This window comes from Streptomyces sp. NBC_00247 (assembly GCF_036188265.1).
GTDB lineage: Bacteria > Actinomycetota > Actinomycetes > Streptomycetales > Streptomycetaceae > Streptomyces.
Map to the genome: position 1 here is coordinate 4,478,233 of NZ_CP108093.1, position 22,510 is coordinate 4,500,742.

Genomic DNA, 22,510 nt, shown 5'->3' on the forward strand with positions numbered 1-22,510 from the left:
GATAAGCATGACCTAACCCCCAACGCCGGTGCACGGGGGGCGCATTGGCTCACGACATGTGCCAAGGTGGCTGAACGACGCGCCGGTTGGCCGAACATCGATTGTCCGGATACCGGAAGGCGGCTCCTGCATAGTGCACTTGGCCGGTTCAAGTCAAGATCTGTCTTTTCTCCAGCAACTCCGATCGAATGTCGTCACTTGTGACGCGTCCACGTGCGCGCGGCCCTCAAACACCCCCTGGCCGCGCACGCGAACGCCCGGGGAGGACATCAGGTGACCAGTAAGAGAAGCGGCATCCGCGCTGCTGCGGTTGTCGTGGCCATGGCCGCGAGTGCCGCCACCGCGTCGACGTTCTTCGTCGCGCAGGCGGCGCAGCCGACGCCATCGGCAGGCACGTCCCTCGCCGAGAGCCGGGACCCGGCTCCGGAGAAGGCCGAGGACCACAACCTCGAAGGCCCGTTCAGCGAGAAGCAGAACAGCGAGCGCCAGGCTGCTCTGGAGCAGGTCATCTCGGGCGACAAGAAGGTGACCGACCGCAACGGTTCCAAGGTCGTCAAGCTCGACAACAAGAAGTACGTCGAACTCGGCCGCGAGAAGACCGACAAGATCTTCACCATCCTGGTCGAGTTCGGTGACCAGGTGGACAACTCGACCCTCTTCGACCCGGACGGCTCCGGACCCGAGGCGCCGGTCGTCAAGTACGGCGGTACGCCGGGTCCGGCGCACAACCAGATCGCCGAGCCGGACCCGAAGAAGGACAACAGCACCGCCTGGCAGGCCGATTACAACCAGGCGCACTTCCAGGAGCTGTACTTCGGCACCAGCGCGTCCTCCAACTCGCTGACCAAGTACTACGAGAAGACTTCCTCCGGCCGCTACTCGGTCAACGGCGAGGTCTCCGACTGGGTCAAGATCCCTTACAACGAAGCCCGGTACGGCTCCAACTACTGCGGAGCCAGCAGCTGCGCCAGCGTGTGGGACGCCGTCCGCGACGGGGTCAACGCCTGGACCGCGGACCAGAAGGCCAAGGGCTCCACCACGGAGCAGATCAAGGCCGACCTGGCCCAGTACGACCAGTGGGACCGCTACGACTACGACGCCGACGGCAACTTCAACGAGCCCGACGGCTACATCGACCACTTCCAGATGGTCCACGCCGGCGAGGACGAGTCGGCGGGCGGCGGCGTCCAGGGCGAGAACGCCATCTGGGCGCACCGCTGGTACGCGTACGGCACCAACGCCGGGGCGACCGGTCCGGCCGCCAACAAGGCCGGTGGTGCGCAGATCGGCGACACCGGCATCTGGGTCGGCGACTACACCGTCCAGCCCGAGAACGGCGGACTGGGCGTCTTCGCCCACGAGTACGCCCACGACCTCGGCCTGCCGGACCTCTACGACACCTCCGGCGGCGGCGAGAACTCGGTCGGGTTCTGGTCCCTGATGTCGGCCGGCTCCTGGCTCGGCCGGGGCCAGGGCGAGATCGGCGACACCCCCGGCGACATGACCGCCTGGGACAAGCTGCAACTCGGCTGGCTGGACTACGACACGGCGAAGGCCGCGACCAACTCCACGCACAAGCTGGGCGTTTCGGAGTACAACACCGCCAACAAGCAGGCGCTGGTCGTCAACCTCCCCGACAAGGAGGTCACGACCACCGTCGTCGCGCCGGCCCAGGGCGCCAAGCAGTGGTGGAGCGGCAGCGGCGACAACCTGTCGAACACGCTGACCCGTTCGGTCGACCTCACCGGCAAGACGTCCGCCTCGCTCGACTTCTCGGGCTGGTACGACATCGAGGCCGAGTACGACTACCTCTACACCGAGGTGTCCACGGACGGCGGCACCAACTGGACCGCCATCGACGGCACGGTCGACGGCAAGGAACTGCCGCGCGACGCCAGTGACAAGCCCGGTCTGACCGACGTCTCCGGTGCCTACAAGAAGCTGTCGTTCCCGCTCGACGCCTACGCGGGCAAGAAGATCGACCTCCGCTTCCGCTACTCCTCCGACGGCGGAGTGGCCGGAAAGGGCTTCACCGCCGACGCCCTCACCATCAGCGCCGACGGTGCCGTCATCTTCTCGGACGACGCCGAGGGCGACGACAACGGCTGGACGTCGAAGGGCTTCTCGCGGATCGGCGGGTCGTTCACCAACGACTACCCGCAGTACTACATCGCGGAGAACCGCCAGTACACCTCGTACGACGAGACCCTCAAGGTCGGCCCGTACAACTTCGGGTTCTCCACCACCCGCCCGGACTGGGTCGAGCACTACGCGTACCAGAACGGCCTGATGGTCTGGCTCTGGGACACCTCGGAGGTCGACAACAACACGTCCGTCCACCCGGGCACGGGTCTCATCCTGCCGGTGGACTCGCACGCCAAGCCGCTGAAGTGGACCGACGGAACGATCCTGAGGAACAAGATCCAACCGTTCGACGCCCCGTTCAGCTGGTACCCGAACCAGGGCTTCACGCTGCACAACGCGGACGTGGCGCTGAAGATCAAGCCGACCCTCGGCGTCCCGCTCTTCGACGACCACAAGGGCACCTACTGGTACGCCGAGAACCCGACCGGAAGCGTCAAGGTCGCTGACACCAACACGCGTCTCACCATCGTCAACGAGCCGCTCAGCGGCTCGACGATCACCGTGAAGGTCGGCCCCTCGGCCAAGTAATCCGCATCACCGCAGGTCAGAACATGATCGGCCGTTGCCCCCTGGCGGGCAGCGGCCGATCGTGTTTAGGTGCCTCTTATTCCGATCCTTATTGACACGACGTCTCACGGGGGAGCGCGAACCATGGCAGGCGGAGGATTCAGCAGATTGCCGGACGGCTCGGTGGTGGTGGCACTCACCCTGGCCCGTCCGCCCCACGGGGCCCGTCCCGGCGCCCCCGTACGCGTACTCGTCCACGCGGCGAACCGGGCCCGCGCCCTCACCCGGCTGCGCAACCTCGGGCTGCGCGCCGTCTACCTCCGGGGCAACACCCAGCCGCCCACCCCGGACGAGATCACGGCGGTGCTGCACCACCCGGACGGCCTGCTCTGGCGGGACGCCCCGCAGGCCGCCCAGGAGCTCTGGCACCCCATACGCGCGCTGATGGGCCCGGCCGGCCACCCGGGGCCGGCCAGGCCCGCCGCGTAGGCCGTGAACCGGCCGGACGGGCCGCTCTTTGGCCGGGCGGCTCACTCCGGCCGGATTCTCACTCCGGGCGGGCGACGACCGGCTCGCCGGAGAGTTCCACACCCGCGGCGCGGAGCTCCTCCAGGGCCCGCACGGTGGTGGGCGCCGCGACACCCGCCGTCAGGTCCAGCAGGACATGGGTGGTGAAGCCCTCGCGCGCGGCGTCCAGCGCGGTCGCCCGCACGCAGTGGTCGGTGGCGATGCCGACCACGTCGACCTCGGTGACCTCGTGGTCGCGGAGCCACTGGGCCAGCCCCACCTCGTTCTCGTCGAGCCCCTCGAAACCGCTGTACGCCGCCGCGTACGCCCCCTTGTCGAACACCGCGTCGATCGCCCCGGAGGCCACGGCGGGCGCGAAGTTCGGGTGGAAGCCCACCCCCTCCGTACCGGCGACGCAGTGCACCGGCCACGAGTGCTCGAAGTCGGGCGTGGCGGAGAAGTGGTCGCCCGGGTCCACGTGGTGGTCACGGGTGGCCACCACGTGGCGGTAACCGGCCTGGGCCTCACCGATCAGATCGGTGATCGCGGCGGCGACGTCGGCGCCGCCCGCCACGGCGAGGCTGCCGCCCTCACAGAAATCGTTCTGAACGTCCACGACGATCAACGCGCGGTGCATGGCGGGTGTCCTTCGGTGGGGGAGCGGATGACGTGACGGGGGGTGGGGTACCGAGCACCGGACACACCCTAAGCAATTCGGCTCGGGCACGGGAGGCGTTGGCGCCCGTCCGGCACGGACCGGCCGGCCCCAGCCCGAGCTCAGACGTACTCGGTCGCCAGCACCGGCTCGCCCCGGGACAGCTGCAGCGCCGACATCGGGAGCGCGGCGCGCGCCGCGATGTGCCGCTCGCGGGCCGCCTCCAGCGACTCCCGGGCCACCACCTCGCCGCCGCGCACCAGCTCCACCAGCAGCTGCCTGTCGGCCAGCTCCGCCGGCACGGGTCCGGTACCGATCACCTCGGCCTCGGCGACGCCCCGCGCGTCCACCCGGCGGGCCGCCCACTTGCGCCCGCCCACCGACGACTTGGCGCCCATCGACTTCTTCGCCACCGGCAGCAGCGGATCGGCCGGATCGGCGGACGCGGCACGCGCCACCAGCTTGTAGACCATCGAGCAGGTGGGGCTGCCGCTGCCGGTGACCAGCTGCGTGCCCACCCCGTACGCGTCCACCGGGGCGGCGGCCAGCGAGGCGATGGCGTACTCGTCCAGGTCCGAGGTGACCACGATCTTGGTCTCCGTCGCGCCCAGCTCGTCCAGCTGCTGCCGCACCCGGTGCGCGACCAGCAGCAGATCCCCGGAGTCGATGCGTACGGCCCCCAGCTCGGGACCGGCGACCTCCACGGCCGTACGGACCGCCTCGGCGACGTCGTAGGTGTCCACCAGTAGCGTGGTGCCCCGGCCCAGCGACTCCACCTGCGCGCGGAAGGCGTCCCGCTCGGTGTCGTGCAGCAGGGTGAAGGCGTGCGCGCTGGTGCCCACGGTCGGGATGCCGTAGCGGAAACCCGCCGCCAGGTCGGAGGTGGTGTGGAAACCGCCGACGTACGCGGCGCGGGCGGACGCGACCGCCGCCAGCTCGTGCGTACGGCGCGCGCCCATCTCGATGAGGTTCCTGCCTGCGGCGGCCGCCGACATCCGGGACGCGGCGGCGGCGATGGCCGAGTCGTGGTTGAGGATCGACAGCACCACCGTCTCCAGCAGCACGCACTCGGCGAAGGAGCCCTCCACCCGGAGCACCGGCGAACCGGGGAAGTAGACCTCGCCCTCCGGGTAGCCCCAGACGTCACCGCTGAAGCGGAAGTCCGCCAGCCAGGCGAGCGTCGGCTCGTCCACGATCTCCTGCTGACGCAGGAACGCGATCATCTCGTCGTCGAAGTGGAAGTTCTCCACGGCGTCCAGCACCCGCCCGGTCCCCGCGAGGACGCCGTAGCGCCGCCCCTCGGGAAGCCGCCGGGTGAACGCCTCGAAAACGGAGCGCCGGTCGGCGGTGCCCGCCTTGAGGGCCGCCTGCACCATCGTGAGTTCGTACTGGTCGGTGAAGAGTGCGGTCGACGGCACTCCCACCCGTCGCCCCAGGTCCGCTGAGTTCATGGCAGGGATGCTACTCCACATCTCGTCAGAGTGACGAGATGTGGGTCGGTTTGTGCGCGGTGCCCCGTCGAGTGGCAGCATGGGAGGGGTGAGCGTCGCTTCCCCCGTAGAAATCGAACGTCCCGAGTCGGCCGAAGAGACCTTCGCCGTCCCCGAGCCCGACGTCCCCTGGGTGACGCTGGTGCACAACGACCCCGTCAACCTCATGAGCTACGTGACGTACGTCTTCCAGGCGTACTTCGGCTACTCCAAGGACAAAGCCCACAAGCTCATGCTCGACGTGCACCACAAGGGCCGCGCCGTCGTCTCCAGCGGAAGCCGTGAGGAGATGGAGCGCGACGTCCAGGCCATGCACGGTTACGGGCTCTGGGCCACACTCACCCAGGACCGCAACTGAGCCCGCCCGTACCCCGCTCGCCGCACCCCTGAACTCCCGGAACTCCCGCCCCACCACCATCGGAGACCCCCATGGCCGGCCACTTCGAGGCCACCCCCGACGGCGGCGCGGCCGTCGCGCTCGACGAGGTGGAGATCTCCATCCTGCGCTCCCTCGCCGTGCAACTGCTGGAACTCGTCGGGCCGGGGGACGAGGCCGCCGACGGCGCCGACCCGCTCGCGGCGCTCTTCGCCGAAGGCCCCAGCGAACCGCCCTCCGACCCCGCCCTCGCCCGTCTCTTCCCGGACGCGTACGGCGACGACGACAAGGAACTGCGCGAGGCGTCCTCGGAGTTCCGCCGCTTCACCGAGGTCGACCTGCGCGCCCGCAAGCGCGAGGACGCCCTCGCCGTCGTCCGCTGCCTCGACTCCCTCTCCACCGGCGACGACGGCGAGGGCGGGGAGAGCGGCGGAGGCGGTGGCGGAGAGCTGCGACTCACCGCCGACCAGGCCCGCCAGTGGCTCGGCACCCTCAACGACCTGCGCCTGACCATCGGCACCCGGCTGGAGGTCAGCGACGAGGACCAGGGCCAGGAGGGCTCCCTCTACCGGCTCCCCGACAGCGACCCGCGCAAGCCGATGGTGCTGGCCTACCTCTGGCTCGGCGCCCTCCAGGAGACGCTCCTCGAAGCGCTGATGTCCTGACCCCGGCAGGTGAGGGCGGACCCGCGGTTCGTCGCGCACCCGCCAGGAACCGCAGGGCGGCCCCCGCTCCCCGCGCGGCGCGACCGGCAGCTCAGACGACGCTCAAATCCGCATAACGATCCCGTCACCCGAACGGCCGCTTTTGCAGCGGCCGGAAACGCTTGTCCGCTTTTTCCTGTGGTCTGCGCCACAGAATGTCCGAGGGTGTCCTGACATGGCCGTGATACATCTTCACGACCGCCGGGGGCGCCATCCCTGTTCCCGGGGGCGCTGTCCGCAGGCCGACCGCCGGCGGCACTCCATCCATTCCGGGGGGAACAGGACACGGTCCACGGCCCCACACGGCCGCGGTCCGTCGTGGAGAAAGGCGCAGTGACATGACATCCGCAGAGGTCGACAGCGGGCAGCCCGAGCGGGACGCCGCCGACGCTCACGGGAGCGGCGAGGGGTACCAGCGCAGCCTGGGTGCCCGTCAGATCCAGATGATCGCCATCGGCGGAGCCATCGGCACCGGGCTCTTCCTCGGTGCGGGCAAGGCCATCGCGAAAGCCGGACCCAGTCTGATCCTGGCCTACGCCGTCGCGGGCCTGGTCATCTTCTTCATCATGCGCGCCCTCGGTGAACTCCTCATGTACCGGCCGGTGTCGGGCTCCTTCTCCGAGTACGCACGCGAATTCGTGGGCCCCTTCGCCGGATTCGTCACCGGCTGGACCTACTGGCTCTTCTGGGTCGTCACCGGAATCACCGAAGTGACCGCGGGAGCCCAGTACATGACCTACTGGTTCGACATCCCGCAGTGGGTCTCGGCGCTGTTCTTCACCCTCGTCCTGTACGGCGTCAACCTCATCTCCGTGAAGCTCTTCGGCGAGCTCGAATTCTGGTTCTCGATGGTCAAGGTGACCGCCATCGCCGGCATGATCCTCATCTGCGCCGGAATCCTCACCCTGGGCTTCTCCGACGCCGGCGACACCGCCTCCGTCAGCCACCTCTGGTCCGACGGCGGATTCTTCCCGCAGGGCATCAGCGGCACGCTGATGACCCTGCAGATCGTCATGTTCGCCTTCCTGGCGGTCGAACTGGTCGGAGTCACCGCGGGGGAGTCCAAGGATCCTCAGACCGTCCTGCCCAAGGCGATCAACACCGTGCCCTGGCGCATCGCCGTCTTCTACGTCGGCGCGCTGATCATGATCCTGTCGGTGGTGCCGTGGACCGAGTTCCAGCCCGGTGTCTCACCGTTCGTCGCCACCTTCGAGAAGATGGGCCTCGGGATCGGCGCCGGAATCGTCAACTTCGTCGTCCTCACCGCCGCCCTGTCGTCCTGCAACTCCGGGATGTACTCCACCGGGCGCATGCTCCGCGACCTCGCGCTCAACGGCCAGGGCCCGCGCACCTTCACCCGGCTCACCCGCAGCGGCACCCCGCTCGTCGGCACCACCTTCTCGGCCGCCCTGATGCTGGTCGGCGTCTGGATCAACTACCAGTGGCCCGGCCAGGCCTTCACCTACGTCGTCTCCTTCGCCACCATCTCCGGGATGTGGGCCTGGATCATGATCCTCGTCAGCCAGCTCCGCTACCGCGCCCGCGCCGACCGCGGCGAACTCCCGCACTCCACCTTCCGGGCCCCCGGCTCCCCGTACACCAGCGCCTTCGCGCTCGCCTTCATCGGCATGGTCGTCGTGATGATGGCCGTCGACAAGGACGCCCGGATCTCGCTCTACTGCGCCCCGTTCTGGGCGCTCCTCCTCGGTGTCTCCTACCTGGCGCTCAGGGCGCGCGACCCGCGGAACGCGGCGTTCGCCAAACGCTGACCCCGGTTCCGCACACCCCGCCGGCGTCCAACTCCCCACCGCGCGGCACGTACCGCCGCACCTCGGACCATCTCTCCCGCGGACCGCCCGGCCGCCCCAACGGCCCCGGCGGCCGGCAGACCGGGTCCCGGTCCACCGCACCTCGGTGGACCGGGACCCGCCTGCTTATCCTGGGCGCCATGCTGACCCTCACCCAGGACCTGTACGACAAAATCGTCGCCCACGCCCGCGCCGACCACCCCGACGAGGCGTGCGGCGTGGTCGCGGGACCGGCCGGCACGGGCCGCGCCGAGCGCTTCATCCCGATGCTCAACGCCGCCCGCTCGCCCACGTTCTACGAGTTCGACTCGGGCGACCTCCTCAAGCTCTACCGCGAGATGGACGACCGCGACGAAGAGCCGGTCGTCGTCTACCACTCGCACACGGCGACCGAGGCGTACCCCTCGCGCACCGACGTGACCTATGCCAACGAGCCGGAAGCCCACTACGTCCTCGTCTCCACCGCCGACACCGACGAGGCGGGCCCGTTCCAGTTCCGCTCGTACCGCATCGTGGACGGTGTGATCACCGAGGAAGACGTGGAGATCGTCGCGGCGTACTGAGCCGGCGCGCGGAGCCCGCGCGGAGGCGACGTGAGGCGATCCACGGGCGGCGGGGCCCCGACGGCCCCGCCGCCCTCGTGCGTCCCGCCGCCGACGGCAGGGCCGGACGGGCCGCGCGGCGGTCGCCGGACGGGTCGCGCGACACCAAAGGTCCGCATACTGAACGGTCTTGTTCCGAGATGTGAGATCACACTCGGGTTTCCCGAACGGGAATCGATACGATGACCGCATGGTTCCCCATGACGTGAGCGAAATGACGCCGGGCGCACTGCTCGTCGCGCGGCTGCACGTCGACCTGTGCAGGCTCTCCAGCGCGATCTGTCCCGGTCGCAGCCTGCCCACCGGGCCCAAGGCCTGAGTACCGGCCCCAGCGCCCCACCCCACGTACCACCACCCGCGCGGGTGCTGAAACGCGCGCCACGCCACCCCGCTTCCGACAGGAGCCCACGCCATGGCCATCGAGGTCCGCATCCCCACCATCCTTCGCACCTACACCGACGGCGCCAAGGCGGTCGAAGGCAGCGGTGAGACCCTCGCCGACCTCTTCAACGACCTGGAGACCCGGCACAACGGCATCCGCGCGCGCATCGTCGACGGCGAACAGCTCCGCCGGTTCGTGAACGTCTACCTCAACGACGAGGACGTCCGCTTCCTCGACGGCATCACGACCAAGCTCAGCGACGGCGACAACGTCACCATCCTCCCGGCCGTCGCCGGCGGCATGCGCTGATGCGGTACGACTCCGCGCTGGCGGCCGTGGGCAACACCCCACTGGTCCGCCTCCCGAGGCTCTCGCCCTCCGGCGACGTCCGGATCTGGGCCAAGCTGGAGGACCGCAACCCCACCGGCTCGATCAAGGACCGCCCCGCGCTCCACATGGTCGAGCAGGCGGAGAAGGACGGGCGACTGCGCCCCGGCTGCACCATCCTGGAGCCGACCAGCGGAAACACCGGCATCTCGCTCGCCATGGCGGCCAAGCTCAAGGGCTACCGCATCGTCTGCGTCATGCCGGAGAACACGTCCCAGGAACGGCGCGACCTGCTCGCCATGTGGGGCGCCGAGATCGTCTCCTCACCGGCGGCCGGCGGCTCCAACACGGCTGTCCGGGTCGCCAAGGAGCTCTCCGCCGAACACCCGGACTGGGTGATGCTCTACCAGTACGGCAACCCGGACAACGCGGGCGCCCACTACGCCACCACCGGACCCGAGATCCTCGCCGACCTCCCGTCCCTCACCCACTTCGTCGCGGGCCTCGGCACCACCGGCACCCTCATGGGCGTCGGCCGGTACCTCCGCGAGCAGAAGCCCGACGTCAAGATCGTCGCCGCCGAGCCCCGCTACGACGACATCGTCTACGGGCTCCGCAACCTCGACGAGGGCTTCGTACCGGAGTTGTACGACGCCTCCGTGCTCACCACCCGCTTCTCGGTCGGTTCCGCCGACGCGGTCGCCCGCACCCGTGAACTCCTCCAGCAGGAAGGCATCTTCGCCGGTGTCTCCACCGGTGCCGCGCTCCACGCGGCCATCGGCGTCGGCCAGAAGGCCGTCAAGGCGGGGGAGAGCGCGGACATCGTCTTCGTCGTCGCCGACGGCGGCTGGAAGTACCTCTCGACCGGCGTCTACACGGCACCGACCACGGAAGCCGCCATCGAGACCCTGCACGGGCAGCTCTGGGCCTGACCGCCCGGCACCCTCCGCCCGCGACGCCGACGCCCCCACTCCGGGGCGTCGGCGTTCCGCGTTCCAGGGCGTCGGCGTTCAGAAGCGTCCGCGTCTGCGCGGGCACGGACCGGGCCCCCGCGCTATCCCAGCCCCCGCACCTGACCCCACAGCTCCGGGCCGACCCGGCCCACCCGCCGTCGGAAGCCGCCCACCGCGACCTCCCGCAACTCGTCCGTCTCCAGGAAACTCCGCCGCCCCCGCGCGTCGTCCACCGTCCCGGCCGGCAGCGCGATCACTCCCGGCCGCTCCTCGTGATGCTTGCTGGTGATCTTCGCGACGACCGCGCGCCCGCTCCGCACCGACAGGACCAGGCACGGCCGGTCCTTCGACCCCGGCCCGTCCTCGTACGGCACCTCGGCCCACCAGATCTCGCCCGGCTCCGGCACCCGGCCCGCCCCGCGGCCCCGCCCCGGCTCCGCCGTACCGCCCGACGGCCTGCCCGGCGGCCTCGTCCGGCCACCCGGGCGACGCCCCGTACCCCGTTCGCCGCCCCGGCGCCGCGCACCGCTCCGGCCCCTGCCGTCCACCACCGACGCCACCAGCGCCAGCACGACCAGGACGGCCAGAATCACCCACCAGTACGTTTCCATCCCCCGACCGTACCGGCGCCCATTCGGCCACCCCAGGCCCCCGCCGCCACATCCCGCACGAACGGGCGCGCGGCCGGAGTCCCCCGGCTTCCATCGAACCGGTGACAGCACAGGTGAGTTCCCCCACAACGGCAGGCCACGGAGGAGCGACCAGGAGATTCGCGCCTTACGCTCGACGGACCGCAACCCCGAACCCCATCCGCCGCACCGTCGCCACGTCTCGGAGGTTCACGCTCCATGAAGCTCACCGTCGTCGGCTGCTCCGGCTCCTTCCCGTCCGCGGGATCGGCCTGTTCGAGCTACCTCGTAGAGGCCGACGGCTTCCGGCTGCTGCTCGACATGGGCAACGGTGCCCTCGGCGAGCTCCAGCGCCACGTCGGCCTGTACGACCTCGACGCCGTCTTCCTCAGCCACCTGCACGCCGACCACTGCATCGACATGTGTGCGTACTTCGTGGTGCGCTACTACCCGAACAACGGCACCCGCCCCGCCGCCCTCCCCGTGTACGGCCCCGAGGGCACCGAGCGCCGGCTGACCACGGCCCACGCCGACACCCCCTCCGAACACGCCATGGGCGAGGTCTTCGACTTCCGCACGCTCAAAGCCGGCTGGTTCGAGATCGGCCCCTTCACCGTCCGTACGGAGAAGCTCTGCCACCCCGTGGACACCTTCGGCATCCGCATCGAGCACGGCGGCCGCTCCCTCGCCTACTCCGGTGACACCGGAGCCTGTGACGCCCTGGACGAACTCGCCGAGGACGCCGACCTCTTCCTCTGTGAAGCATCGTTCATCCACGGCAAGGAGGACATTCCGGACCTCCATCTCAACGGCCGCGAAGCCGGGGAATGCGCCGCCCGCGCCCGCGCCGGACGACTCGTACTCACCCACATCCCGCCGTGGACCGACGCCGAACGCAACATCGAGGACGCCCGCGAGGTCTACGCCGGCCCCGTCGAACTCGCCGTGCCGGGCGCCGTCTACGAAGTCTGAGCGACCCGGCCCCCGACCCGCCCGGCCCCTGACCCCGCCCGGCGCCACCGGGGTCAGGCCCTGCGGCCCCGACCGCCCAGCGCCATCCGGTTCCAGGTGTGCCGGCGCCCGCGGACCGCCACCGAGTACGCGTACAACAGTTCCGGATCACCCATCCCCGGCAGGAACGCGTCCCCGATGTGATGGGCGTCCACCCCGATCTCCTTGGCGTTCAGGGCCAGCTGGGGCACCACGTCCGTGTGCGCGCCCTCCTGGCTCGTACCGATCGCCCCCATCACCACCGCCCCCGCTTCCTGCACCGCCGCCACCGCCTCGGCCGCCAGCTCCTTCGTCACCCCCGGCATCGTCCCCGGCAGCGGCAGCACCACCCCGTCCGCCCCGGCGTCCACCAGCGCCGTCAGCCGCGCCGCCGTCAGCCGCTCCGGACGGCCCGCGTGATGCATCTTGCCGCTCCAGAGCGCCACCTCGTCCCCGAGGCCGTTCCGCAGCTCCTCGGTCACCCGCGCCAGTCCCTCGTACGAACCGCCGGTCCCGGGATTCGCCGTCAGGCAGAGAAGTGCCGCCCCCATTCCGACCAGCCGCCTCGCGAACTCCGGCTTCGCCCGCCGGATCTCCGGCACGTCCCCCGGCTCCAGATTGATCCCGACCGGCCTCCCGAGGCACTTCGCCAGCTCCGCGACCGACGTGAAGGAACCGAGCCCCGGCAGCACCAGGCGCTCCCCGTCCCAGGCGCGTTCGATCAGGTTCAGCACCACGATGTCCGCGCCGAAGGCCGCCATCAACTCGGCGTTGTGCACACCGTTGTCACCGGGGTGGGCGGAGAGCACCGCCCGGTCCGCGAACACCTCCGCCACCATCGTCCGCCCCTCCGCGGCGGCCACCGAAGCGGTCAGCTTCCGCCCGCGCAGGGCGGCGAGCTGCTCACGGTCGAGATCGAGGATGCGGGGCGTCGGAGAAGTCATGGCAGGAGCCTAGGCGGCACATGGGCAAAAGGCGCGAAACGCACAGGGGAAGGCCCCCGGACCGCGCACGGTCGGGGGGCCTGGGGTGCGGGCGACGCTACTTCGTGACGTCCCGCTCGATCTCCTTCTCCACCTCCGGAGGCTCCCGTCCCGGTGTCTGGATGTTGAACCTGATGATCGCGAACCGGAAGATCACGTAGTAGATCACCGCGAAGCAGAGTCCGATCGGGATCAACAGCCATGGCTTCGTGTCCAGATGCCAGTTGACGACCAGGTCGATCAGACCGGCCGAGAAACTGAAGCCCGCGTGGACCCCGAGCGCCCAGGTGACACCCATCGAGACACCGGTCAGGATCGCGTGCACGCCGTACAGCAGTGGCGCGACGAACATGAACGAGAACTCCAGCGGCTCCGTCACGCCCGTCACGAACGAGGTCAGGGCCACCGACAGCATCAGGCCCCCCACCTCCTTGCGCCGCTCCGGCCGCGCCGTGTGCGCGATGGCCAGCGCCGCCGCCGGCAGACCGAACATCATGATCGGGAAGAAGCCCGAGGTGAACTGCCCCGCCGTCGGGTCCTCCGCGAAGAACCGCGAGATGTCGCCCTGCACCGTCTTGCCGTCGGCGCCCGTGAAGTCGCCCGCCTGGAACCAGAAGAAGGTGTTCAGGAACTGGTGCATGCCGATCGGGATCAGCAGACGGTTGGCGAAGCCGAAGATGGCCGCACCCCACGCACCGAGGTCGATCAACTGCTTGGCGAACCAGGTCAGCGCGTCACCCACCGGCTGCCACAGCAGACCGAAGACCACACCGAGGATCACGCAGAGGAACGCCATCAGGATCGGCACCAGCCGGCGCCCGTTGAAGAACCCGAGCCAGTCCACCAGCTTCGTACGGTGGTACCGCTGCCAGACCACCGCGGTCAGCAGTCCGATGAGGATGCCGCCGAGCACCCCCGGGTTCTGCGGGACGCCTTCCGGCACCTTGTCGGTCACCGAGCCGTCCACCGGGAAGGCCGACAGCACACCCCGGTAGACCAGGAAACCGACCACCGCCGCCAGCGCGGTCGAGCCGTCCGCCTTCTTCGCGAAACCGATCGCCACACCGATGCAGAACAGCAGCGGCAGGCCCACCGTGCCGTCCAGGATCGCCGAACCACCGTTGAGCAGGACCTTGGACGTCTTGTCCCAGAACCGGCCGTTCAGATACGAGTCGAACAGGTTGCCGAGGCTGACGAGCAGACCCGCCGCGGGAAGCACGGCCACCGGGAGCTGAAGACTCCGGCCGATCTTCTGCAGACCCGAGACCGGGCCGTTCCACCACTTTGGCTGCGGACCCGCAGCCGCGGTCGTACTCATCGGCATCCTCCCGGAACACGGTCACGTTCGGCGGTCGCCGCAGCCGGCTCGGGCCGGGTGCGCGGACGGTACGGAGCCCGTCCCGAGGGCGGAGCGCCGGTGAGCGTCATCCTTGGCGATGGCCCGACCGGGCGCCCGCGAAGTTGGGCCAACCGTGCGTTAGCGTGACAAAACGGACCCACGGTGGGTCCGCACGCTGCGACAGGGAGAAGGACATGGCCAGCAAGGCTGAGAAGATCGTCGCCGGGCTCGGCGGTATCGAGAACATCGACGAGGTCGAAGGCTGCATCACCCGCCTCCGCACCGAAGTCCACGACCCCAGCAAGGTCGACGAAGCCGCCCTCAAGGCCGCCGGAGCCCACGGCGTCGTCAAGATGGGCACCGCGATCCAGGTCGTCATCGGCACCGACGCCGACCCCATCGCGGCCGACATCGAAGACATGATGTGACGGCGTGACCGGCTGACAGCAGCCCCCTGTCACCCCCTGGCACACCTCTGCACCACCCCCGCCGGGTGCCGGCCCCCGACCGGTCCGCACCCGGCACCCGCCCGGCGCCCCGTACGGACACCCCGCCCGTACGGACACCCCGAGCCACCCGCGCGTCCCGACCCACCCGCGCGCCTCGCGCGTCCCCGGCGCGCCACGCCGCGGCGACACCCGAACGGCGCCCCACCGCACCCGAACGGACCCGCCCCCGCCAACGGATAAAGTCGACGCCATGTCTCGCATCGACGGCCGCACCCCCGACCAGCTCCGCCCCGTCACCATCGAACGGGGATGGAGCAAGCACGCCGAAGGCTCCGTACTCGTCTCCTTCGGCGACACCAAAGTCCTCTGCACCGCCTCCGTCACCGAAGGCGTACCGCGCTGGCGCAAGGGCAGCGGCGAAGGCTGGGTCACCGCCGAGTACTCCATGCTCCCCCGCGCCACCAACACCCGCGGCGACCGCGAATCCGTACGCGGCAAGATCGGCGGACGCACCCACGAGATCAGCCGGCTGATCGGCCGCTCCCTGCGCGCCGTCATCGACTACAAGGCCCTCGGCGAGAACACCATCGTCCTCGACTGCGACGTCCTCCAGGCCGACGGAGGCACCCGCACCGCCGCCATCACCGGCGCCTACGTCGCCCTCGCCGACGCCATCACCTGGGCCCAGGGCAAGAAGATCGTCAAGGCCGGCCGCAAGCCCCTCACCGGCACCGTCTCCGCCATCAGCGTCGGAATCGTCGACGGCACCCCCCTCCTCGACCTCCGCTACGAGGAAGACGTCCGCGCCGAGACCGACATGAACGTCGTCTGCACCGGCGACGGCCGCTTCGTCGAGGTCCAGGGCACCGCCGAGGCCGAGCCCTTCGACCGCAAGGAGCTCAACGCCCTCCTCGACCTCGCCACCGCCGGCTGCGCCGACCTCACCGCCTTCCAGAACGAGGCACTCGCCCGCACCCTCGGCACCCCCGGCGCGTAACACCCACCCTTCCCCGGGTAAAGAAGCAACCAAGAACGCACCGCACGGCGTCCTCACAGACACGGGCGCACGGGTCGAACCGTGCGCCCGTCCATGTGTCGACCAGTCCATGCGACGACCCGTCCATGTGCCGACCGGTCCATGCGACGACCGTTCCGTGTGACGACCCCGGGGAGGGACCGCACCATGGCTCTGCGCCGCCACCACCACCGCACCGCACTCGCCGTCACCGCCGCAGCACTGACCCTGACCGCGCTGGTCGGGTGCGGCGCCGTCGACAAGGCCCTCGACTGCGTCCGTACCGCCGACGCCATCGCCACCAGCGTCGGCAACCTCCAACAGGCCGTCTCCAACGCCTCGGGGGACGTGACCCAGGCATCCGAGTCGCTCGACCAGATCGACCAGGAACTCGGCAACCTCAAGGACACCACCGACAACGCCGACCTCGGCAAGGCCGTCGACGACCTCCAGGCCGGAGTCGGCGAGGTACGCGCCTCCATCGAGGCGGGCGACACCACCCCCGACATCGGCCCGGTCACCGACGCCGCCGGCGAGATCGGCAAGGTCTGCTCCCCCTGAACCGGCCGCGGCGACGCGGGGGCCCGCCCCGCCGCCGCGACGGCGAAGAGCGACAATCGACCCATGACCCGCCTGATCCTCGCCACCCGCAATGCCGGGAAAATCACCGAACTCCACGCGATCCTCGCCGACGCCGGCCTCAGCCACGAACTCGTCGGCGCGGACGCGTACCCCGAGATCCCGGACGTCAAGGAGACCGGCGTCACCTTCGCCGAGAACGCCCTCCTGAAGGCCCACGCCCTGGCCAAGGCCACCGGCCACCCGGCCATCGCCGACGACTCCGGCCTCTGCGTCGACGTCCTCGGCGGCGCCCCCGGCATCTTCTCCGCCCGCTGGGCCGGCCGGCACGGCGACGACCAGGCCAACCTCGACCTGCTCCTCGCCCAGCTCGGCGACATCGACACCCCGCACCGCGCCGCCCATTTCGCCTGCGCCGCCGCCCTCGCCCTCCCGGACGGTACGGAGCGCGTCGTCGAAGGGCGCATGCCCGGCACCCTCCGCTTCGCCCCGGCCGGCGCGCACGGCTTCGGCTACGACCCGATCCTCCAGCCCGAGGGCGAGACGCGTACCTGCGCGGAGCTCACCCCGGCGGAGAAGAACGCCATCAGCCACCGCGGCAAGGCCTTCCGCGCGCTCGCGCCGGTGGTGCGGGAGCTGGTGGGCTGAGACGCCGACAGCAGAACGGCCCGCGCATCGATTCCTCGATGCGCGGGCCGTTCACGGGTGCGGCGGAAGGGATTCGAACCCTCAAGCCGTTTCACGGGCCACAGATCCTAAGTCTGCTGTGTCGCCAGTTGCACCACCGCCGCCAGCCACCCGTCATCGTACGGACGCAGGGCGAGAGCCAGCTTACTCGGCATGAACGGAGACCGGTCGGTCTGCCCCGCAGGAACCGGGATTCGATCATGTGGCAGCCGGCCGAGTACCTCCTCGGCACCATGTGCCCGTGATCGCATGGCAGTTGGGGCAGAGCATCCGCAGGTTTTCGCGGCGATCGTCGTAAGGGTCGCCGCTGATGTGATCGATTTCCAGCGTCATCGGCTTCCCCAGCCAGACCGCTTCCGTGCCGCACCCGGCGCAATTCTGCGGCGTCCCCAGATCGAGCAGCGCCTGGCGCAGTAGGGTCGCATTTTTCCGCGGGCCGGGATGGCGCACCAGGACATCCTCGGCGCGCTTCCTCGGCACATGTGGTGGTTTTGCACGCTGATGGGCCTGTCCCAGGAAATGGGAAGTGTCGACTCCCTGTTCCGACACCCAGGTACGGAGCAGTGCGCGTTGGGTGCCGGTGTCGGGGCGACCGAGGCGTCGCAGGGTCTCCGCGATGCTGACGGAGTGCGCGACCGCCTTGACGAGCTGATCGGGGTCGGGGCGCCGTCGCCTCCCCACTGGCTGGAAATGCGAGACGTCGATGGCGAAGTGGGTGAAACGCCTCATCAGGTAACGGCCGAGTCGTTCGTACGGAGGTGTGCCGAGGTGGGCGATGACTTCTTCGATGGTGTGGCACCTGGCTGCCGCGTCGGCGAGGGTCGCCCGGTCGTACGTGCGGGATGCGCTCATCGTCCCGCCGCCGACCTGCGGGAGGGGTTCGCGCGGTCGACTTGGGAACGCTTGTTCCGACCCCTGTACGAATCGGTGGTCGAGTGACAGTTGGGGCAGAGCATCCGGAGGTTCTCCACCCGGTTGTTCCGCCAGTTGCCGTCGATGTGGTCGACCTCCAAGGGCAGAGGGTGTCCCTGCCAGGTTCCTGCGGCTCCGCAACCGGTGCAGCGTTCATCGGCCCCGAGGAGCATCAGGGCTCTCTTCAAACGGCTGCTCTGCTCGCGGCGGGCCGTGGCGGGGTCCTGTTCGACGAGAAGCTCCTCCAGAGTGCGATGCCGTCGGCCCTTCGACGAACGTGGTGCAGAGGATTCGAAGTGGGAGGTGTCGATCCCCAGGGATTTGACGCGGCGACTGATGTGGGTGTGGTTTCCCCCCACCGCGTTCAGTCCCAGAAGCCGCAATACGCCCACCATGGTTGTCGACGCGGCGACAGCGGGTTCGAGTACCTCCTTGGTCCACCGTGTGTCCTCCCGCTCGAAGTGCGAGGTGGCGATGCCCATCCTTCTCATGCGATCCAGAAGATAGCGCCGGGACCCGCTCCAGGGCGCCAGCCCCAGACTGGTCATGGCCTGGGACATGGTCCGTGACGATGCGGCTGACTCCGAGAGCACCTGATGCGTGTAAGGGCTGACCGGCATTCCTCTTCCTCCCCGTCTGGCCGCGCGTTCGCGGCCTCGTACGGAGCAACGAACCGGTAATCGGATAGGCACGTCCGCTATACGACGAGATGCGGAAGGGCCCGTACCGCTTCGGCGTTCGCCGTGAAGCGGTACGGGCCCTTCCGTACGAGAGCGGGGGGTCAGAACTTCGGGTCCGGCGACTGCGCGTGGACGAGCTCCGCCGCTTCCTCCGGGGTCTCCACCGAGGGCGGGGAGCCGTCGAGGGGCTTCTGGGCGGTCTCCTTCATGCAGGCCACCGAGATCACGCCGACCAGGGCCGCGGCCATCGCGTAGTACGCGGGCATCAGGTTGGTGCCGCTCCAGCTGATCAGGGCGGTGATGACCAGGGGGGTCGTGCCGCCGAAGATCGACGCGGAGAGGTTGTAGCCGACCGAGAGGGAGCCGTACCGGACGTTCGTGGGGAAGAGGGCCGGGAGGGCGGCGGACATGGTGCCGAGCATGCAGAGCAGCGAGAGGCCGAGCATCAGCATGCCGACGCTGATGGCCGGAATGCTGCCCTGTCGGATCAGCAGGAACGAGGGGAGCGAGAGCACCAGGAACCCGAGCATGCCCGCCATCAGCAGCGGCTTGCGGCCGTAGCGGTCGGAGAGCTTGCCGACCTGGCTGATGACCAGCATGAGGAGGACCATCACCACGAGCAGGATCAGCAGCCCGTGGGTCTCGCTGTAGCCGAGCTCGTCGGAGAGGTACGTCGGCATGTAGGAGAGCAGCATGTAGTCGGCGATGTTGTACGCGCCGACCAGGCAGATGCAGAGGATCAGCGTCGGCCAGTAGTCGCGGAAGATCCTGGCGAGGTCGCCCTTGGTGGTGGTCTCCACGCTGTCGGCGGCCTCGGAGGCGTGGGCGGTGCCGCCTTCCAGCTTCTGGAAGGCCGGGGTCTCGTCGAGGCGGAGCCGGAGGTAGAGGCCGACCAGACCGAGGGGGCCCGCGACGAGGAAGGGGATGCGCCAGCCCCAGCTCTCCATCTGGCCGGTGTCGAGGAGTGCGTAGAGCGCGGTGACCAGGCCGGCGGCGCCGACGTATCCGGCGAGGGTGCCGAATTCGAGGAAGCTGCCGAAGAAGCCGCGGCGCTTGTCGGGGGCGTACTCGGCGATGAAGGTGGAGGCGCCGCCGTACTCGCCCCCGGTGGAGAAGCCCTGGAGCATCCGGAAGAAGATCAGCAGGGCGGGCGCCCAGACGCCGATCGCTCCGTGCGAGGGGATGAGGCCGATGGCGAAGGTGCCGATCGCCATCATGATCATCGTGAGGGCGAGGATCTTCTTGCGGCCGATCCGGTCGCCCATCGGGCCGAAGAACATGCCTCCGAGCGGCCGGACGAGGAAGGCCACGGCGAAGGTGGCGAAGGAGGAGAGGAGCTGGGTCGTGTCGTTCCCGGACGGGAAGAAGACGTGGCCCAGGGTGACCGCGAGGTAGGAGTAGATGCCGAAGTCGAACCACTCCATGGCGTTGCCGAGGGAGGCCGCCTTCACCGCGCGCTTGACGGCCCGGTCGTCGGTGACCGTGATGTCGGTGCGGCGGAGTCTGGGGTTCTGACGTGTGCGGATCGCCCGGAAGAGCGTGGGGTGGCGCCTGACCGCGTCGGGGTCGGCCGTCCGGTGGGGGTCGGTGGCCGCCATGGCCGGGTCCTTTCCTCGGAGGTGTTCCGGGGGAGGCTTCTGTGCGGTCATGGCGATTGCAAACCGAATCGCGGGGTAATTGCGAGTTCCCTCACAATATGGTGACAGGTTCCTGTCCGTTCCTACAGGTTCCTGTCCGTTCCTGCGGGTTTCGGCCGGACCCCGGCCTCTGCCGGACCCTGGTTTCGCCCGGGCCCCGGATTCGCCCGGGCCCCGGATTCGCCCGGGCCCCGGATTCGCCCGGACTCCCGCTTCGCCCGGGCCCCGAAGCCCCCCGGACCCGGGTCCTCAGATCTTGAGGTCCTTGATGATCTTCGCGACGTGGCCGGTGGCCCGGACGTTGTAGAAGGCGTGCTCGACCAGGCCCTCCTCGTCGACGACGAAGGTCGACCGGATGACGCCCGTCACCGTTTTGCCGTACGACTGCTTCTCGCCGTACGCGCCGTACGCCGCGAGGACCTCCTTGGAGGGGTCGCCGACCAGGGTGACCTTGAGGTGCTCCTGCTCGCGGAACTTCGCGAGCCGCTCCGGCTTGTCGGGCGAGACGCCGATGACGTCGTATCCGGCGCCGGCCAGCAGATCGATGTTGTCGGTGAAGTCGCAGGCCTGCTTGGTGCAACCGGGGGTAAGGGCCTTGGGGTAGAAGTAGACGATCACCTTGCGGCCCTTGTGGTCCGCGAGCGACACGTCCTTGCCGTCGGCGTCCGGAAGGGTGAAGGCGGGGGCGGTGTCGCCGGACTGGAGTCGCTCGCTCATGGTTCTCCTCGGGTGGCGCGTGGGGTGTACGCGACCGAGCGTAATAGGGGTGCCGCCGGGTGTGCGGGCGGTCGAGCTGACAGACTGTCGATGAAGGTTTACCCGACGACGACCACGGAGGCGGCGCAGTGTCGGATACGAGGACCCCTGCGCAGATCGAGGCGGACATCATCAGCAGGCGCGAGCAGCTGGCTGTGGTCCTCGACGAGATCGGGGTGCGGGTGCACCCGAAGACGATCATCGGTGACGCGAAGGCGATGGTCGCCGAGAAGGTGGACCGGACGGCGGGCCGCGCGTACGTCGCGGTGAATCGTTCGGTCTCGGACGTGAAGGCGCGGTTCGTGGCGGAGGACGGCTCGCCCCGGCTGGAGCGGGTGGTGCCGGTGGCGCTGCTCGCGGTCGGTGTGGTGGGTCTGCTGGTCGTGTCGACGCGGCGCGGGAAGAACGGCCGGCGCCGGAGGTAGCCGGTCCGGCCGGCGGGCCCCGGGCGTGGCCTTTCGGCCGGTCGTCCCGCGGCGCGGGAAGGATACGCGTCGCGGCGCGGATGCGGGTGGACGTACCCCTACGGCGTACGGGCGTGGGCGCGGCGGGTAGGTTGCGGGGCGTGAGCGACAACACCCAGGACGACAAGCTGCCCATCCGCATGCTGCACGACCGTGTGCTGGTCCGGTCGGACTCGCCGGAGGGCGAGCGCCGGTCGGGCGGCGGCATTCTGATTCCCGCGACGGCGGCGGTGGGCCGCCGACTGGCTTGGGCCAGGGTGGTCGCGGTGGGCCAGAACGTGCGGTCGGTCGAGCCCGGGGACCGGGTGCTGTACGACCCCGAGGACCGTGCCGAGGTCGAGGTGCGGAGCGTGGCGTACGTACTGATGCGGGAGCGGGATCTGCACGCGGTGGCGGCGGACCGGTTCGAGGGGTCGGTGGATTCGACGGGGCTGTATCTGTAGTCCCCAGCATGCTCCGGTGGAGCCCGGTGACCGCGGTCACCGGGCTCCACCGCGTTTGTTGCTACGGTGGGACGACCCGACGAGACGCGCCGTACCGGGCTGGCAAAGACGACGCAGTCCGTGTTGTTCCGTGTGTTCGTCGTCGGAGGTGGCCGTCGTGGCCTGGGTTCTTTTGATCGTCGCCGGTCTGCTCGAAGTGGGCTGGTCGATCGGTATGAAGTACGCGGAGGGGTTCACCCGGCTGTGGCCGAGCGTGTTCACCGTCCTCGGGATCGTGGCCAGCATGCTGCTGCTGGCGCAGGCGGCGAAGTCGCTGCCGATCGGTACGGCGTACGGCGTGTGGGTGGGGATCGGGGCCGCCGGTGCGGCGGTGCTCGGGATGGTGGTGCTGCACGAGCCGGTGACCGCCGCCCGGATCTTCTTCGTCTGTCTGCTGCTGGTGTCCGTGGTGGGGCTGAAGGCGACTTCGGGGCACTGAGCCCCTGTCGGGT

26 protein-coding genes, 1 tRNA gene and 1 riboswitch are annotated in these 22,510 nt (G+C 69.7%); of the genes, 17 read left to right on the forward strand and 10 right to left on the reverse strand.

The features are described 5' to 3' along the window. The first annotated feature begins 321 nt into the window (after positions 1-321). Complete coding sequence (locus OHT52_RS19370) at positions 322-2,673, forward strand: immune inhibitor A domain-containing protein (protein ID WP_443046803.1); 2,352 nt, start codon at positions 322-324, stop codon at positions 2,671-2,673. A gap of 123 nt (positions 2,674-2,796) precedes the next feature. Further along, positions 2,797-3,141 (forward strand): hypothetical protein, encoded by a 345-nt coding sequence (locus tag OHT52_RS19375; RefSeq protein WP_328721445.1) that lies wholly within the window; start codon positions 2,797-2,799, stop codon positions 3,139-3,141. 58 nt (positions 3,142-3,199) lie between these two features. Here OHT52_RS19375 and OHT52_RS19380 read toward each other — a convergent pair whose 3' ends face one another. Further along, a complete protein-coding gene (locus tag OHT52_RS19380; RefSeq protein WP_328721446.1) occupies positions 3,200-3,796 on the reverse strand; it encodes an isochorismatase family protein in 597 nt (198 codons plus the stop codon). Positions 3,797-3,936: 140 nt separating this feature from the next. Beyond that, positions 3,937-5,265, reverse strand: a complete 1,329-nt coding sequence (locus OHT52_RS19385) for a nicotinate phosphoribosyltransferase (RefSeq protein WP_328721447.1) — start codon at positions 5,263-5,265, stop codon at positions 3,937-3,939. A 79-nt stretch (positions 5,266-5,344) separates the two neighbouring features. Here OHT52_RS19385 and clpS point away from each other — a divergent pair, with 79 nt between their 5' ends. The 7 genes from clpS to OHT52_RS19420 all read left to right on the forward strand — a co-directional run bounded on the left by clpS (position 5,345) and on the right by OHT52_RS19420 (position 10,435). After that, a complete protein-coding gene (clpS, locus tag OHT52_RS19390; RefSeq protein WP_266704862.1) occupies positions 5,345-5,662 on the forward strand; it encodes an ATP-dependent Clp protease adapter ClpS in 318 nt (105 codons plus the stop codon). Positions 5,663-5,733: 71 nt separating this feature from the next. Next, a complete protein-coding gene (locus OHT52_RS19395) occupies positions 5,734-6,345 on the forward strand; it encodes a DUF2017 domain-containing protein (RefSeq protein ID WP_328721448.1) in 612 nt (203 codons plus the stop codon). Positions 6,346-6,722: 377 nt separating this feature from the next. Next, entirely contained in the window at positions 6,723-8,153 is a 1,431-nt protein-coding gene (locus OHT52_RS19400; protein WP_328721449.1) for an amino acid permease, read from the forward strand. Between the two features lie 179 nt (positions 8,154-8,332). Further along, positions 8,333-8,755, forward strand: a complete 423-nt coding sequence (locus tag OHT52_RS19405; RefSeq protein WP_328721450.1) for a M67 family metallopeptidase — start codon at positions 8,333-8,335, stop codon at positions 8,753-8,755. Between the two features lie 229 nt (positions 8,756-8,984). Next, positions 8,985-9,113 carry a putative leader peptide gene (locus tag OHT52_RS19410; RefSeq protein WP_328721451.1) on the forward strand — a complete coding sequence of 43 codons (129 nt, stop codon included), beginning with the start codon at positions 8,985-8,987 and terminating at the stop codon, positions 9,111-9,113. A gap of 93 nt (positions 9,114-9,206) precedes the next feature. After that, entirely contained in the window at positions 9,207-9,485 is a 279-nt protein-coding gene (locus OHT52_RS19415; protein WP_328721452.1) for a MoaD/ThiS family protein, read from the forward strand. After that, positions 9,485-10,435 (forward strand): PLP-dependent cysteine synthase family protein, encoded by a 951-nt coding sequence (locus OHT52_RS19420; RefSeq protein ID WP_328721453.1) that lies wholly within the window; start codon positions 9,485-9,487, stop codon positions 10,433-10,435. Before OHT52_RS19415 ends, OHT52_RS19420 begins: the two co-directional genes overlap by 1 nt. Positions 10,436-10,557: 122 nt before the next feature. On the opposite strand, the gene OHT52_RS19425 is transcribed toward OHT52_RS19420, so the two are convergent. After that, positions 10,558-11,067, reverse strand: coding sequence for a type II toxin-antitoxin system PemK/MazF family toxin (locus tag OHT52_RS19425; RefSeq protein WP_328721454.1), 510 nt, complete (start codon positions 11,065-11,067; stop codon positions 10,558-10,560). 237 nt (positions 11,068-11,304) lie between these two features. On the opposite strand from OHT52_RS19425, the gene OHT52_RS19430 reads away from it, so the two are divergent. Next, positions 11,305-12,057 carry an MBL fold metallo-hydrolase gene (locus OHT52_RS19430; protein WP_328721455.1) on the forward strand — a complete coding sequence of 251 codons (753 nt, stop codon included), beginning with the start codon at positions 11,305-11,307 and terminating at the stop codon, positions 12,055-12,057. 53 nt (positions 12,058-12,110) lie between these two features. Here the strand turns inward: OHT52_RS19430 and OHT52_RS19435 are convergent, their stop codons facing one another. Together OHT52_RS19435 and OHT52_RS19440 are read right to left on the reverse strand one after the other, a co-directional pair. Further along, on the reverse strand, positions 12,111-13,019 hold the full coding sequence (locus OHT52_RS19435; RefSeq protein WP_328721456.1) for a DUF7916 family protein: 909 nt from the start codon (positions 13,017-13,019) through the stop codon (positions 12,111-12,113). 97 nt (positions 13,020-13,116) lie between these two features. Further along, complete coding sequence (locus OHT52_RS19440; RefSeq protein WP_328721457.1) at positions 13,117-14,376, reverse strand: PTS transporter subunit EIIC; 1,260 nt, start codon at positions 14,374-14,376, stop codon at positions 13,117-13,119. 215 nt (positions 14,377-14,591) lie between these two features. Between OHT52_RS19440 and OHT52_RS19445 the strand changes: the two genes are divergently transcribed. From OHT52_RS19445 to rdgB, 4 genes are all read left to right on the forward strand, one after another. After that, a complete protein-coding gene (locus tag OHT52_RS19445; protein ID WP_266704842.1) occupies positions 14,592-14,825 on the forward strand; it encodes a PTS glucose/sucrose transporter subunit IIB in 234 nt (77 codons plus the stop codon). Positions 14,826-15,096: 271 nt separating this feature from the next. Next, positions 15,097-15,843 (forward strand): ribonuclease PH, encoded by a 747-nt coding sequence (rph, locus tag OHT52_RS19450; RefSeq protein WP_328721458.1) that lies wholly within the window; start codon positions 15,097-15,099, stop codon positions 15,841-15,843. A gap of 186 nt (positions 15,844-16,029) precedes the next feature. Continuing rightward, positions 16,030-16,422, forward strand: coding sequence for a hypothetical protein (locus OHT52_RS19455; RefSeq protein ID WP_328721459.1), 393 nt, complete (start codon positions 16,030-16,032; stop codon positions 16,420-16,422). Positions 16,423-16,485: 63 nt separating this feature from the next. Next, entirely contained in the window at positions 16,486-17,088 is a 603-nt protein-coding gene (rdgB, locus tag OHT52_RS19460) for an RdgB/HAM1 family non-canonical purine NTP pyrophosphatase (protein WP_327176006.1), read from the forward strand. A 58-nt stretch (positions 17,089-17,146) separates the two neighbouring features. On the opposite strand, the gene OHT52_RS19465 is transcribed toward rdgB, so the two are convergent. The 5 genes from OHT52_RS19465 to bcp all read right to left on the reverse strand — a co-directional run bounded on the left by OHT52_RS19465 (position 17,147) and on the right by bcp (position 21,073). Continuing rightward, positions 17,147-17,231: transfer RNA gene (locus OHT52_RS19465), tRNA-Leu, on the reverse strand. Positions 17,232-17,325: 94 nt separating this feature from the next. Continuing rightward, a complete protein-coding gene (locus tag OHT52_RS19470; RefSeq protein ID WP_328721461.1) occupies positions 17,326-17,979 on the reverse strand; it encodes an HNH endonuclease in 654 nt (217 codons plus the stop codon). Next, positions 17,976-18,521, reverse strand: a complete 546-nt coding sequence (locus tag OHT52_RS19475; RefSeq protein WP_328721462.1) for an HNH endonuclease signature motif containing protein — start codon at positions 18,519-18,521, stop codon at positions 17,976-17,978. Before OHT52_RS19475 ends, OHT52_RS19470 begins: the two co-directional genes overlap by 4 nt. Positions 18,522-18,820: 299 nt before the next feature. Beyond that, entirely contained in the window at positions 18,821-20,317 is a 1,497-nt protein-coding gene (gene proP / locus OHT52_RS19480; RefSeq protein ID WP_328721463.1) for a glycine betaine/L-proline transporter ProP, read from the reverse strand. A 288-nt stretch (positions 20,318-20,605) separates the two neighbouring features. Further along, positions 20,606-21,073 carry a thioredoxin-dependent thiol peroxidase gene (gene bcp, locus OHT52_RS19485; protein ID WP_328721464.1) on the reverse strand — a complete coding sequence of 156 codons (468 nt, stop codon included), beginning with the start codon at positions 21,071-21,073 and terminating at the stop codon, positions 20,606-20,608. 128 nt (positions 21,074-21,201) lie between these two features. Here bcp and OHT52_RS19490 point away from each other — a divergent pair, with 128 nt between their 5' ends. The 3 genes from OHT52_RS19490 (at position 21,202) to OHT52_RS19500 (ending at position 22,497) form a co-directional block, all read left to right on the forward strand. Beyond that, on the forward strand, positions 21,202-21,537 hold the full coding sequence (locus OHT52_RS19490; protein ID WP_328721465.1) for a DUF3618 domain-containing protein: 336 nt from the start codon (positions 21,202-21,204) through the stop codon (positions 21,535-21,537). A gap of 140 nt (positions 21,538-21,677) precedes the next feature. Further along, the gene (locus OHT52_RS19495) at positions 21,678-22,019 is read left to right on the forward strand and encodes a GroES family chaperonin (protein ID WP_266704824.1); all 342 of its coding nucleotides are present in this window, start codon (positions 21,678-21,680) and stop codon (positions 22,017-22,019) included. A 52-nt stretch (positions 22,020-22,071) separates the two neighbouring features. After that, a riboswitch (guanidine-III (ykkC-III) riboswitch) is annotated at positions 22,072-22,137 on the forward strand. A 39-nt stretch (positions 22,138-22,176) separates the two neighbouring features. Then, entirely contained in the window at positions 22,177-22,497 is a 321-nt protein-coding gene (locus tag OHT52_RS19500; RefSeq protein ID WP_328721466.1) for a DMT family transporter, read from the forward strand. The last annotated feature ends 13 nt before the right edge of the window (positions 22,498-22,510 follow it).